General features: G+C 60.1%; 13 protein-coding genes. 5 read left to right on the forward strand and 8 right to left on the reverse strand.

What is annotated here, in order from left to right; all coding sequences use genetic code 11:
- Positions 1-57: 57 nt before the first annotated feature.
- On the forward strand, positions 58-1,350 hold the full coding sequence (pncB, locus tag ACR0JF_RS17765; protein ID WP_170661860.1) for a nicotinate phosphoribosyltransferase: 1,293 nt from the start codon (positions 58-60) through the stop codon (positions 1,348-1,350).
- Here the strand turns inward: pncB and ACR0JF_RS17770 are convergent.
- From ACR0JF_RS17770 to ACR0JF_RS17785, 4 genes are read right to left on the reverse strand one after another with little or no spacing between them, the layout of a single operon-like run.
- The gene (locus ACR0JF_RS17770; protein WP_170661858.1) at positions 1,347-2,798 is read right to left on the reverse strand and encodes an aldehyde dehydrogenase family protein; all 1,452 of its coding nucleotides are present in this window, start codon (positions 2,796-2,798) and stop codon (positions 1,347-1,349) included. The genes pncB and ACR0JF_RS17770 overlap by 4 nt on opposite strands.
- A gap of 37 nt (positions 2,799-2,835) precedes the next feature.
- Entirely contained in the window at positions 2,836-4,434 is a 1,599-nt protein-coding gene (locus ACR0JF_RS17775) for a dipeptide ABC transporter ATP-binding protein (RefSeq protein ID WP_170661856.1), read from the reverse strand.
- On the reverse strand, positions 4,431-5,246 hold the full coding sequence (locus tag ACR0JF_RS17780) for an ABC transporter permease (RefSeq protein WP_170379466.1): 816 nt from the start codon (positions 5,244-5,246) through the stop codon (positions 4,431-4,433). Before ACR0JF_RS17780 ends, ACR0JF_RS17775 begins: the two co-directional genes overlap by 4 nt.
- The gene (locus ACR0JF_RS17785) at positions 5,243-6,190 is read right to left on the reverse strand and encodes an ABC transporter permease (protein WP_170661854.1); all 948 of its coding nucleotides are present in this window, start codon (positions 6,188-6,190) and stop codon (positions 5,243-5,245) included. Before ACR0JF_RS17785 ends, ACR0JF_RS17780 begins: the two co-directional genes overlap by 4 nt.
- A gap of 105 nt (positions 6,191-6,295) precedes the next feature.
- Between ACR0JF_RS17785 and ACR0JF_RS17790 the strand changes: the two genes are divergently transcribed.
- On the forward strand, positions 6,296-6,622 hold the full coding sequence (locus ACR0JF_RS17790; RefSeq protein ID WP_170661852.1) for an SH3 domain-containing protein: 327 nt from the start codon (positions 6,296-6,298) through the stop codon (positions 6,620-6,622).
- 9 nt (positions 6,623-6,631) lie between these two features.
- Here ACR0JF_RS17790 and ACR0JF_RS17795 read toward each other — a convergent pair whose 3' ends face one another.
- The gene (locus tag ACR0JF_RS17795; protein WP_170661850.1) at positions 6,632-8,119 is read right to left on the reverse strand and encodes an ABC transporter substrate-binding protein; all 1,488 of its coding nucleotides are present in this window, start codon (positions 8,117-8,119) and stop codon (positions 6,632-6,634) included.
- A 170-nt stretch (positions 8,120-8,289) separates the two neighbouring features.
- Here ACR0JF_RS17795 and panB point away from each other — a divergent pair, with 170 nt between their 5' ends.
- The 3 genes from panB (at position 8,290) to glpK (ending at position 11,525) form a co-directional block, all read left to right on the forward strand.
- Positions 8,290-9,126 (forward strand): 3-methyl-2-oxobutanoate hydroxymethyltransferase, encoded by an 837-nt coding sequence (gene panB, locus ACR0JF_RS17800; protein WP_170661848.1) that lies wholly within the window; start codon positions 8,290-8,292, stop codon positions 9,124-9,126.
- Positions 9,123-9,974: a pantoate--beta-alanine ligase gene (gene panC, locus ACR0JF_RS17805; protein ID WP_170661845.1), complete on the forward strand. Its 852-nt coding sequence runs from the start codon at positions 9,123-9,125 to the stop codon at positions 9,972-9,974. The genes panB and panC overlap by 4 nt, the downstream gene beginning before the upstream one ends.
- 72 nt (positions 9,975-10,046) lie before the next feature.
- The gene (gene glpK, locus ACR0JF_RS17810; protein ID WP_170661843.1) at positions 10,047-11,525 is read left to right on the forward strand and encodes a glycerol kinase GlpK; all 1,479 of its coding nucleotides are present in this window, start codon (positions 10,047-10,049) and stop codon (positions 11,523-11,525) included.
- 67 nt (positions 11,526-11,592) lie between these two features.
- Here glpK and smpB read toward each other — a convergent pair whose 3' ends face one another.
- From smpB to ACR0JF_RS17825, 3 genes are all read right to left on the reverse strand, one after another.
- Entirely contained in the window at positions 11,593-12,069 is a 477-nt protein-coding gene (smpB, locus tag ACR0JF_RS17815; RefSeq protein ID WP_170661841.1) for an SsrA-binding protein SmpB, read from the reverse strand.
- 47 nt (positions 12,070-12,116) lie between these two features.
- The gene (gene idi, locus ACR0JF_RS17820) at positions 12,117-12,659 is read right to left on the reverse strand and encodes an isopentenyl-diphosphate Delta-isomerase (RefSeq protein ID WP_170472938.1); all 543 of its coding nucleotides are present in this window, start codon (positions 12,657-12,659) and stop codon (positions 12,117-12,119) included.
- Positions 12,660-12,863: 204 nt separating this feature from the next.
- Positions 12,864-13,277: a cytochrome c family protein gene (locus ACR0JF_RS17825; protein ID WP_170379484.1), complete on the reverse strand. Its 414-nt coding sequence runs from the start codon at positions 13,275-13,277 to the stop codon at positions 12,864-12,866.
- Between the last annotated feature and the right edge of the window lie 65 nt (positions 13,278-13,342).

A 13,342-nucleotide genomic window follows, 5' to 3' on the forward strand; every position in this document is an offset into this window, starting at 1 on the left:
GACTCTTGCCATTCGCCGTGCTGATTGATCTAACAACGGAAATTGCAGGAGTTCCCCATGGTCGACATCGCGACCCGTGTCTACAATCACAAATGGAAGATCGACCCGATTGTGCGGTCTTTGATCGACACGGATTTCTACAAACTGCTGATGTGCCAGTCAGTGTTTCGCAACAAGCCCCAAACAGATGTCGCGTTTTCCCTGATCAACCGCTCGAATCACGTGCCGCTGGCCCATTTGATTGACGAAGGTGAGCTGCGGGAACAGCTGGATCACATCCGTTCGCTCAGCCTCAGCCGGGGGGAAAGCACGTGGCTGCGGGGCAATATGTTCTATGGCAAAAGGCAGATGTTCCGTTCGGATTTCATGGAGTGGTTCGAGAATATGCGCCTGCCGCCCTACCATCTGGAGCGTAAAGGCGACCAATACGAACTGACCTTCGAGGGCAAATGGCATGAGGTCATGCTGTGGGAAATCCCGGCGCTCGCGGTGCTGATGGAGCTACGCTCGCGCGCGGTGCTGAACCACATGCGTCGGTTCGAACTTCAGGTGCTCTATGCCCGTGCGATGACGCGTGTGTGGGAAAAGATCGAACAGCTGGGTTCTATCGACGGGCTTGGGATTGCAGATTTTGGCACGCGGAGGCGGCATTCCTTCCTTTGGCAAGATTGGTGCGTTCAGGCCATGATCGAGGGGCTGGGCGAGTCGTTCACCGGCACCTCGAACTGCCTGATCGCCATGCGGCGCGAGGTTGAGGCTATCGGCACCAATGCGCATGAACTGCCCATGGTCTATTCCGCCCTCGCCGACACTGATGAAGCGCTGGCGCAGGCCCCCTACGACGTCCTCAGCGACTGGCATGACGAACATGAAGGCAATCTGCGCATCATCCTGCCTGACACCTATGGCACCAAAGGGTTTCTGGACCATGCCCCCGACTGGCTGGCCGGATGGACGGGCATCCGCATCGACAGCGGCGATCCCGCCGCCGGTGCCGAGATTGCGATCGACTGGTGGACGTCTCGTGGCGAGGACCCAAAGCAGAAGCGGATCATCTTCTCGGACGGTTTGGACGTCGACAAGATCAAAGAGCTGCACAGTCAGTTCTCAGAGCGCACCAATATCTCCTTTGGCTGGGGCACGCTGCTGACCAACGACTTCCGCGGCCTTGTTCCAGATGACGCGCTGGCGCCGTTCTCGCTGGTTTGCAAGGCGGTTTCGGCGAATGGGCGTCCGACGGTCAAACTGTCGGACAACCCGGAAAAGGCCATGGGACCCGCCGACGAAATTGAGCGCTACAAGCGGGTGTTCGGCGTTGGCGCGCAGAAACCGATCGAGGTGATCGTCTAGCCGTGTAGGGCGGCCACCGTCTTGAGTTGCGAAAAGCCATAGAGCGCCTCGAACCCTTTTTCGCGACCGTGTCCGGATTTTCCGACCCCTCCGAATGGTAGCTCTACGCCTCCGCCGGCGCCGTAATTGTTAATGAACACCTGCCCCGAACGGAGGCGCTTGGCCAATCGCATCTGCCGCGCCCCGTCGCGCGTCCAGATGCTGGCGACCAATCCATAGTCGGTACTATTGGCTATGGTTAGAGCCTGTTCTTCGGTCTCAAACGGGATCAAGACCTGCACTGGACCAAAGATCTCTTCCCGGGCCAGAGCGTGATCGGCAGGCACGTCAGAGAAGAGGGTCGGGCATACATAGGCCCCCGCCTTGGGCGCGTCGGGTGCGATTTGCCCCTGTCCTGCAATCGCCAAATCCGCGCCTTTGGACAAGAACCCGGAAACAATTGCCTTCTGGCGGTCCGAGATCAGCGGCCCTACGCGCAGGTCATCCAACGCAGGCCCAACGGTCAGTTGCGCGTAGGCCTCGGCCATCTGCTCCTTGACCTGCTCATACAAACCGCGTTGCACCAGAATGCGCGACGAGGCCGAGCAGGTTTGTCCCGCGTTCTGAATGCCCGCATTGACCAGAAACGGTAGGGCAGCTTCTAAGTCAGCGTCATCGAAAACCAATTGCGGAGACTTCCCGCCCAGCTCAAGCGTCACTGGAACCACATTTTTCCCGGCCGCTTGCTGCACCAAAGCCCCCGTCGCAACCGATCCGGTGAACGAGATATGGTCGACACCCGTATGCCCGGACAGCGCCGCGCCAGCCTCAGCCCCCAGACCTGGGACGACATTCAGCGCCCCGGCGGGCAAACCGGCCTCAACCGCCAGATGGGCGAAGGCGAGGGCGGTCAGGCAGGCCTCTTCGGCGGGCTTCAGAACGCAGGCGTTGCCCATGGCCAGCGCCGCCCCAACCGAGCGTCCAATGATCTGCATCGGGTAATTCCACGGCACGATATGCCCCGTGACACCATGCGGCTCGCGCAGGGTGTAGACGGTATAACCGTCGAGATAGGGGATGGTCTCACCCATCACCTTATCCGCCGCACCCCCGTAGAATTCGCAATACCGCGCTAAAGCGATGGCATCGGCGCGGGCCTGGGTCAGCGGTTTGCCGACATCCATGGCCTCAAGCCGGGCGAGGTCGTCCACCCGGTCCAGAACCAATTGCCCAAGTCTGCTCAGGATGCGCCCCCTCTCAAACGCAGGCATCCGGCCCCAGTCCCCGTTCAACGCAGATCGCGCGGCAACAACAGCCGCATCGATATCTGCCTGCTGACCACGTGCAATCTGGCAGAGTTCCGACCCGTCCGAAGGGTTCACAAGCGGCAAGTATTCCCCTGCTTCCGGTCTTTGCCATTCCCCGCCGATCAGGCATTGGCTGGGGTCGAACCAAATCGGGTTGGTCATTGGGAACTCCTGTGTTTAGGCTCTAATACGGAGCATATCATGCGATTTTACGCCCAATTTCAGGCAGCTGCGGCGCGGCAGAGATCAGCTTCTGGGTATAAGGGTGGCGGGGATTGGCAAAGACATCCTCAGTCTCGCCCTGTTCGACGATTTTCCCGGCCTGCATCACCATCACCCGATCCGTGATCGTACGCACGACGCTCAGATCGTGGCTGATGAACAGGTAGGTCAGATCGTAGGCCGCGCACAGTTCCGCCAAAAGATCGAGGATCTGCGCCCGGACCGACACGTCGAGGGCCGAGACCGCCTCATCAAACAGGATCAGCTCTGGGCGGATGATCAACGCTCGGGCAATGGCGATACGTTGCCGCTGCCCACCCGAAAATTCATGGATGTATTTCCCTGCATCATCCGGGCTGAGGCCGACAGCACGTAACATCTCGGCGATCCTGTCCTGACGCTCGGACCCTGTCGGAGGTGTTTCCAGCAGGTGAAACGGTTCCGTGATCAACCGCGCGACGCGGTGGCGCGGGTTGAAGCTGCCATAAGGGTCCTGAAACACGACCTGCATCTTGCGGCGCACGTCGAGATTTGACTTGTGGCCCGAGAAAACAGGCGCGCCATCCAGCCGGATATCGCCGGATTGGACCTCCTCAAGCCCCAAAATAGCCCGTGTTAGGGTCGATTTTCCACAGCCTGACTCTCCGACCAATCCCAGACGCTCCCCGCGGTTGAGGGTAAAGCTGACCTTGTCCACCGCCCGCATATGGGCGGGCTTTGTGAACAGTCCCGTGCGCGGCAGGCGATAGTCACGGACCACGTCGGTGACCTCAAGCAAGGGCTTTTGCGCCTGAGTTTCGGGTAGAGCAACTTGATGGTTCGAGGCGTCAAATAGCATCCGCGTATAGGGGTGCTGCATGTTTTTAAGCAGATGATCGGTTACTCCGCTCTCGACCACTTCGCCCCGACGCATGACCACAATCTGATCCGCCATATCGGCCACCACGGCTAGATCATGGGTGATCATCAGAAGCCCCATGTCGTATTCGCGCACCAGCCCCTTCAGCAGGTCCAGTATTTGGGCCTGAGTGGTCACGTCCAGGGCTGTCGTGGGCTCATCCGCGATCAGCAACCTGGGCCTGAGCGCAATCGCCATCGCGATGACCACGCGCTGACGCTGACCGCCCGACAGCTCATGCGGGTAGCGGGACAGAGGGAAACGGTCAGGAGGCAGGCCAACACGACTGAGAACCTCTTGCGCGCGGGCCTCAGCTTGCGCGCGGGGCATCGCTTTGTGGATCAGGATGGTCTCCATAACCTGATCACCGATGGTTTTAACCGGGTTCAGAGCGGTCATCGGTTCCTGAAACACCATTCCGATCGACGCGCCGCGAAGGGCGCACATTTCTGTCTCGGGCAGGTTTAGGATCTCTTGCTCGTCCAGATTTATCGATCCGTCGGTGCGCGCTCCGTTTGGCGTCAGTTGCATAACAGCCAGCGCAGTCATGGACTTGCCGGAGCCGCTCTCTCCTGTGACCGCAACGATCTGACCGGGCGCTATAGACAGGCTGACTCGCTTCAGAATCTCAGCCTCGTGAATGGCCAGAGACAGGTTTTCTATCCGCAACAGGTTCATGCCCGCGCCACCCGAATGCGAGGGTCCAGCCAGTCGCGCAGACCGTCACCCAGCAAGTTCAGACCCAGCACCGTCACAATGATTGCCAGACCCGGAATTAGAGCCAAATGCGGGGCAAAACTGACCATTGTCTGCGCATCGGCCAGCATCCGGCCCCAGCTTGGCGTGGGTGGTTGCGCGCCGAGACCGACATAGGACAAGCCCGCCTCGGCTAGGATTCCAAGGCTGAACTGGATGGTCCCCTGAACGATCAGCAGGTTGGCGACATTGGGCAGGATATGTTCCGCCGAAATCCATGCAGCTCGCTTGCCCGAGACACGGGCGGCGAGGATGAACTCACGCTCCCACAGGGACAGGGCCGCGCCGCGGGTGATACGGGCGAAGACGGGGATGTTGAAAATGCCGATAGCGATGATCGCATTGATCGCTCCGGCACCAAAAACGGCTGTGATCAGGATGGCAATGACCAGAGAGGGGAAGGCAAAGACCAGATCATTACCGCGCATGATGACTTCATCCAGCCAAGATCCCTTGCGTGCGGCCGCTGTCAGGCCCAAGGGCACGCCCAACGCCATACCGATCCCCACCGCCACCAACGCAACGGCGATGGAAGTGCGCGCGCCGACCATGATCATCGAGAACATGTCGCGCCCGAAGTGATCGGTGCCGAACCAATGCTGCGCATTGGGTGGCTGCAGTTTCGCGGGAATGTCCAGAGCAGCATGGTCATAGGGCGTCCAGACAAACGAGATCAGCGCCGCCAGCAAAACCAGAGACGACAGCACTGCGCCAAGGATCAGGTTTCGGCTCATGTCCGGCTCCTCAGCCTTGGGTCAACGGCGGCATAGGCCAGATCGACCAGAAAGTTCACGGTGATGACGGCGAAAACCAGCAGCATCACCACGGATTCCACAACGATCAAATCGCGGGCTGAGATTGCCTGAAACACCAACCGCCCGAGGCCGGGCAAGTAGAAGACCTGCTCGATAATGATCGACCCGGCCAGCAGGAACGAAAATTGCAGCCCGATGATCGTCAGCACCGGAATCAGCGCGTTGCGCACTCCGTGCCTCCAGAGCGCCTGTCGGCGGCTCAGACCTTTGGCACGGGCGGTGCGCATGAAATCCTCGCCAAGAATATCCAACAGCGACGACCGCATCACCCGCGCCAGAATGGCCGCTTGCGGTAGGGCCAAGGCGATGGCGGGCAGGGTCAGCGAATGCAGCCCGGTCCAGAACCCTTTGTCCCAACCGGCGAACCCGCCTGCGTTGAACCAGCGGAGGTTGATGGCGAAGATCAGCACCAACATCATCGCGAACCAGAAATTCGGCACCGCAATGCCCAGTTGCGTAGCCCCCATGACCGTCAGATCGCCCGGTTTACCGCGACGGGCGGCGGCGTAGATGCCCGCTGGAAAGGCGATCAGGGTGGACAGGGTCAGCGCATAGAGCGCCAGCGGCAAGGACACCCAGAGCCGATCCGCGATCATCTGCGAGACCGGCGTACGATAGGTGTAGGAGGTGCCAAAATCGCCGACCAACATGCCACCAACCCAATTGAAGTACCGATCGAGTTTGGACATATCCAACCCCAACTCGGCCCTCAGAGCGGCCAGCGTATCGGGTTGCGCGTTGACGCCCAGCATGAATGAGGCCGGATCGCCCGGTGCGATCTCGATCACGGCGAAGATCACCACCGAGGCAACCGCCAGGCTGATCACAAGCGAAATCAGACGTTTGAGGGCATAGCGAAGCATCAGCGCCACGTTAGGCCGGGCCGCGCTTTGGGTCCAGCACCAGTTCCATTGTCGAGAATCAGTGCGGGTCCTATCCTGAGACCATTGTTTGAAAGGAAATTGATGATGAGAATACCTGTACTTGCGGCTTTGTTTTTAGCCGCAGCGGGCGCGGCGCCCGCTCAGCAACTGGATGTGGATTTCGTGATCACCGAAGACGGGCAAGCCGCAGGATGCGCGGCCAGTATCGTCTCGGGTCTGGATCCAAACGGTGATGGCTTTCTGGCTGTGCGCACGGGACCGGGGTCAAACTATTTCCAGGTCGACCAACTGCGCAACGGCGACACAGTCCGCACCTGTGCACAACAAGGGGAGTGGATCGGCGTCTACTATGGCCAGCCCCGACGCAAGGGCTGGGTTCATAGCAATTGGTTGATTGCCGGGGCGGGTTAGCCCCGACAGTTACTCAGCCCAGCTGATCGCGGTGAGATCAATGGCGGCTGTTGGCGCATTCTGCCACAGCCCCTGAACGCCTGCTTTCGCCACGCCGAGCTTGGCCAATTGGAACAAGTATCCGTTGACGTAGTCGCTGGAAATCAGCCGCTGTGCCTCACCCATCAGGCGGGTGCGCTCATCCGGGTCGGTTGTGGTGTTCAGCAGATCCATCAGCGCCTGAAAATCCGAGCTTTCATACTGGAAATAGTAATCGGGCCGGGCATAGATGCCGATATCCATCGGCTCAGTATGGCTGACGATGGTCAGGCCGAAATCCTTGCCCTTGAAGACCGATTCCAACCACTGCGCCCATTCGACATTGATGATCTCGGCCGTGATCCCGACCTCGGCCAATTGGGCGGCGATGATCTCGCCACCCCGGCGCGCATAGGACGGGGGCGGCAGATGCAGCGTGGTTTCGAACCCGTCTGCCAATCCGGCTTCGGTCAGCAGGGATTTGGCTTTTTCCGGATCATAGGCGGATTGCCCGGTCAGATCGACATAGGCAGGGTGATGCGGTGCGAAATGGGTGCCGATAGGGGTGCCATAGCCGAACATGGCACCGTCAATGATCGCCTGACGGTCGATCGCGTGGGCCAGCGCCTGCCGAACGAGGATATCGTCAAAGGGCTCCTGTTTGTTGTTCGTGGACAGGATCGTCTCCCCCTCGGTCGAGCCGACAAGCACCTGAAAGCGTGGATCGGCCTCGAACTGAGGCAGGTTCTCCGGCGCGGGGAAATTGTCGAACACATCCACGTCCTCGGCCATCATGGCGGCAAAAGCGGCGGTCGGATCCGAGATGAACTTGAACGTAGCCGTCTCTAACGCTGGCTGATCGCCCCAATAATCGGGATTGCGGTTCAGTGTGATGCTGTCGCCCTGAACCCACTCGCCAAAGGTGAACGCCCCGGTTCCAACCGGGTTGGTCTTGATGTCGTCGATACTGTCTGAGGCTACGATCACGGCGTCGCCCCAGGCCATGTTGAACAGGAAGTTCCCGTTTGGCTCTGACAGAGTCACCTTGACGGTCGTCGGGTCCACCGCCTCAACGCTTTCGATGCCGGCGAACAGCGCCTTTTGCGCATTCGCACTGTCCTCGGCCATAGCGCGATCCAGGCTGAACTTGACGTCCTCGGCATCCATCGTGGTGCCATCGTGGAAGGTCACTCCATCGCGCAGTTTGAAGGTATAGACGGTGCCGTCGTCTGAGATTTCCCAGCTTTCCGCCAGCCCCGGCACGACCGAGCCGTCGCCCATAAAACGGGTCAGACCTTCGAAAATATTCGTGTAAACAACCGAATCAATGGCCTGCGCGGCGGCACTGGTCGGGTCCAGATGCGGTGGCTCCAACTGCATGGCGATGGTGATGTCGGATTTCGCCAACGCCTGCGTCGCCAGCACACTGGCGCTTAGCGCCAAGACCGATCCGAAGGTTCGAAACATCTGCTTTGTCATGAAAATCTCTCCCCGTTGATGTCAACGTAGCCGCGTATTTCGGGCCTATCGGAGGCCAGTGTTCCCTTTAACCTAAGGTCATTCAAGGAAATGTTCGCGCAACCGGGGTTTCGCGGGCCCGGTCCGATCTGTTATGCCGCGCTGCAACATGAACCGTGCCGGAGCCGAGCATGAGCGCCACAGCCCGCAAAAAAGCCCCGAACGCCGAGGATATCCGTGCGCGTAAAGGCGGCGATCCTTTGGTCAGTCTGACGGCCTACACCACACCGATGGCCCGACTGATGGACGCCCATTGCGATTTTGTCCTTGTTGGCGACAGCGTCGGAATGGTGCTGCACGGGTTGGAATCGACCCTTGGCGTGACGATGGAGATGATGATCCTGCACGGTCAGGCCGTCGCCCGTGGGCTGGAAAGCGCGATGATGGTGATCGACATGCCCTTCGGCAGTTACGAGGAAAGCCCCGCGCAAGCCTTCCGCAACGCCGCCCGCCTGATGGCGGAAACCGGCGCGGGTGCGGTCAAGCTGGAAGGCGGCGTTGAAATGGCCGAAACCATCCGCTTTCTGGTCAAGCGCGGCATCCCGGTCATGGCTCATATCGGCCTGACGCCGCAATCCATCAACACTCTGGGCGGCTATAAGGTGCAAGGCCGGGACGAACAGGCCGACGCGGTGCTGGCTGATGCCGCCGCCGTGGCACAGGCAGGTGCGTTTTCGGTCGTGTTAGAGAAGGTTCCGCAAGGTCTGGCCGACCAGATCACGGCTGAGGTGGCAATTCCGACCATCGGCATCGGGGCCTCCGCCGGCTGTGATGGGCAGATCCTTGTTGTCGACGACATGGTTGGCTTTTTCACTGCGTTCAAACCGAAATTCGTCAAACGCTACGCCGAACTTGGCCCATTGGCCGAAGCCGCCATTGCCGAATACGCCGCCGAAGTACGCGCCCGCACCTTCCCCGCGGATGAGCATGTGTTCGCAGATCAGGCCCCCAAGGGCGCCCGCACATGACTGCTCCTATTCTGCGCCGATTGGCGGACCTGCGGGCCTTGACCACGCAATGGCACCGTGACGGAGAGGTAATCGGCGTCGTCCCCACAATGGGCGCGCTGCATCAGGGGCATTTGTCACTGGTCGAGGCGGCCAAAGCCGGATGCGACCGCGTGATTGTCACGATCTTTGTGAACCCCAAACAGTTCAACAACCCCGAGGATCTCGCCAACTACCCGCGGACCGAGCATGAAGACGCCGAAAAGCTCTCCCCCTATGGTGTCGATGCGATCTATGTGCCGGACCCGGATCAGATCTACCCCGATGAGTTCTCGACAACCGTAACGGTCGCGGGCCTGACCGATGTGATGGAGGGACCCTTCCGCCCCGGTCACTTCGAAGGCGTCGCCACTGTCGTTGCCAAGCTGTTCCTGCAAACGCAGGCGGATCGAGCCTATTTCGGCGAAAAAGACTATCAACAGCTGTTGGTCGTGCGGCGCATGGCCCGCGATCTGGATATCCCGACCGAGGTCATCGGCTGCCCCACCGTGCGTGAGCCATCAGGCTTGGCGATGTCATCGCGCAATCTGCGCCTCTCAGCCGAAGGGCTGCAGATTGCGGCGCAGAAGAGCCAGATCATGTGCGAAATGGCAGAGGCGCTGTCACAGGGCGCGGATTTCGCGCCGCTTGCGCAAGATGCGCGCGACACCCTGATTGAGGCGGGCTTCACCGAGGTCGAATATATCGACCTGCGCTGTGCCGAAACCCTTCAGGCCCTTCCCCGCGCCGACCGCCCGGCCCGCCTGTTCGTCACCGCCTGGGCGGATGGCGTTCGGCTGATCGACAATATACCGGTCGCTGCAGCCTGATTTCTGCTCTGGCCCCTGCGCGAGTGTTTGCGCTAAAGTCCCGCAAAACACTACCGGGGGAGGAACGCGGGCATGACATATATTCTGGCTATTGATCAGGGCACGACATCATCGCGCGCCATTTTGTTTGACGCTCAGATGCAGCGCGTGGGTACGGCCCAGCAGGAATTTCCCCAGCATTTCCCGCAGGAAGGCTGGGTTGAACATGATGTCGAGGATATCTGGAACAGCGTTCTGAGCGTTTGTCAGGAGGTGATGGGAACCACAGGCACAACACCCGCGCAAATCGCCGGGATCGGCATCACCAACCAGCGTGAAACCACCGTTGTTTGGGACAAGTCCACCGGCAAGGCGATCCACAATGCCATTGTCTGGCAGGACCGCCGCACCGCCGATATCTGCGACCGCTACAAACAGGCCGGGTGCGAGGATGACGTGACCCTGCAAACCGGGCTTCTGCTGGACCCATATTTCTCGGGCACCAAGGTGAAATGGCTGCTGGATACCGTTCCCGGCGCCCGCGAAAAGGCCGAAGCCGGAGAGCTGCTGTTCGGCACCATCGATAGTTTCCTGATTTGGCGACTGACCGAAGGGCGCAACCACGTCACCGATGCCACCAACGCCGCCCGGACCCTGTTGTTCGACATCCACAAAGGCGCATGGAGCGCTGAGATCTGCGATCTGCTGGACGTCCCAATGGCGATGCTGCCAGAGGTGCTGGATTGCGCCGCTGATTTCGGCGCGACAACGCTGCTTGGCGGCAATATCCCTATTCTGGGTGTAGCCGGAGACCAGCAGGCCGCCACCATCGGGCAGGCCTGCTTCCAGCCGGGCATGATGAAATCGACCTATGGCACCGGCTGCTTTGCCTTGTTGAACACGGGAACGCAACCGGTTGCGTCGAAGAATCGTCTGCTCACTACCATCGGGTATCAGCTGGATGGGCAGCGGACCTATGCGCTGGAAGGCTCGATCTTTATCGCCGGGGCCGCCGTTCAGTGGCTGCGCGACGCGCTGCAGATCATCGACTCGGCCCCGCAGAGCGGCGATCTGGCCAAGCAGGCCGATCCGAACCAGCATGTGGTGCTGGTGCCCGCCTTCACCGGTCTGGGCGCGCCCTACTGGAGACCGGATTGCCGTGGCGCAATGTTCGGGCTGACCCGCAACTCGGGCCGGGCCGAAATCACCCGCGCCACACTGGAAAGCATCGCCTTCCAGACCCGAGACCTGTGGCACGCCATGCAGGGCGACTGGGGGGCCGAGGCAGAGGTGATCCTGCGCGTCGATGGCGGGATGAGCGCATCTGACTGGGCCATGCAGGGCCTCTCGAACATTCTGGGCGCGCCAGTGGATCGGCCCGTGATGCAGGAAACAACCGCCTTGGGGGCAGCATGGCTGGCGGGCATGAAGGCTGGAATCTATCCCGATCAGGACGGTTTCGCCGAGACATGGCAGTTGGATCAGAGATTCGAGCCTGACATGCCGCAAGAGGACCGCGACGCCGCCTATGCCCGTTGGCAACGCGCCGTTCAGGCGGCCATGGCGTTCTGATCAATCGATCTGCAATCACCGGGTAGGCCGGGCTTCAACCCGGCACAGCCCTCAATAGCGTTTCGGCCTAGTTGTGATCTTTCATCAGCCGCTGCTTCTGCCGCGACCAATCCCGCTTGGCCTGCGTTTCGCGCTTGTCATGCAGCTTTTTACCCTTGGCAATCCCGATCTTCAGCTTCGCCCGGCCCTTGTGGTTGAAATACAGCACCAGCGGCACGAGCGTCATACCCTTGCGCTGGGTTGCATTCCAAAGGTTCGACAGCTCTTTGCGCGACACCAGCAGCTTGCGGCGGCGGCGTTCTTCATGCTTGAACACCTTGGCTTGCTCATAGGGGGCAATGTAGCTGTTGATCAGCCATAGCTCTCCGTCGTCGACCGAGGCATAGCTTTCGGCGATGTTCGACCCACCTGCCCGCAGGGATTTGACCTCAGAGCCCTCTAGCATGATGCCGCACTCAATATCCTCTTCGATTGCGTAATCGAAGCGGGCGCGCCGATTCTCGGCGATGACTTTGTAGTTCGGGTCTGTCTTCTGCTTGGCCATGACGCGATGATGTAGGCGGCTTGGGCCGTCCTTGCAAGGCGAAGGGACTACCTCTTGGCCGAGATGATCAGATCTGGGCCAAAAATCGTGTCGGCATGATTGGCGAGATAGATCTTGAGCCACGGCGTGAAACGGGTGGGATGGCGGCGCACTTCGGCCAGCAGATCGTGATAGTCGATCCAGCGGATATCCATCACTTCGTCCGGATTAGGCTCGATCTTCAACGGTCCGCGGACATGGGCGAGGAAGACGTCAACGACCTCATGTTCCACCATGTTGTTGCCGACATCAGCGTGATACTCCAGCCGGTGGCGGTATTCCGGGTAGAGGCCGGTGATCCCCAATTCCTCACGCAGGCGACGCACGGCACAGGCCGAGGCGCTTTCGTTCCAGTCAGGATGCGTGCAGCAGGTATTCGCCCAAAGACCTGGCGTGTGATATTTGCCCATGGCGCGGCGCTGCAGCAGAATCTCGGTGCCCCGCACGACAAAGACAGACACGGCCTTGTGCTTGAGGCCCTTCTCATGCGCCTCCAGCTTGTCGACGGGGGTCAATTGGCCATCAACCCAGGCCGGAATCATCAATCCCATCTGTCATCTCCTGATGCCGATCCGCCGGAACAGCGGGAATTTGGGGTTATGCAATGGCCAGATCGGCGTGGCGGTTCGGTGTCATTGGGCTAAGCACGGTCACCGCATGAAACGAAGTTGGCAATGATATGTCATGTAATCAATCGCACGAAAGGCCGCAGGTGTGCGGCCTTTCGTCATGTCCAACAGGATTTTCGGCCGATTTTACTCGCCAGAGACGCTCACGATGTAGGCATAGACATCCTCGCCGCCATTTTTCAGACGGAACGACATCTTGGACTTGGCCGCGGTTTCGCCCAAGTAGTCCTTCAAGAACGCTTTGGGGTCCTGCGAATAGGCGACGAAGGTCTCTTCGTCCCAGACCAGCCCGTTTTCACCGGCAGCAACGATGCTGTCGCCGTATTTGAACCCTTCATAGGTGCCCGCAGTCCGACCTGCGATGCCATAGAGGTTCGGCCCGGTCTTGCCGCCCTTGACGATCACTTCACCCTCGGGATCCGCGATCATGTGGCAGGATTTGCACTTGTTAAAGGCTTTCTTGCCTGCTTCGGCGTCGCCTTCCGCATAGGCTGGCAGGGCCAGCAGGCCGATGATTGCTGTAGCTAGGATGCGATTCATATTTTGGCTCCGATACTTGGTGGCTTGCGCAGATGGTGCTTTTGAGCGGCCCAGAGTCAACGGGC

The organism is Ruegeria sp. BG11 (assembly GCF_056538565.1).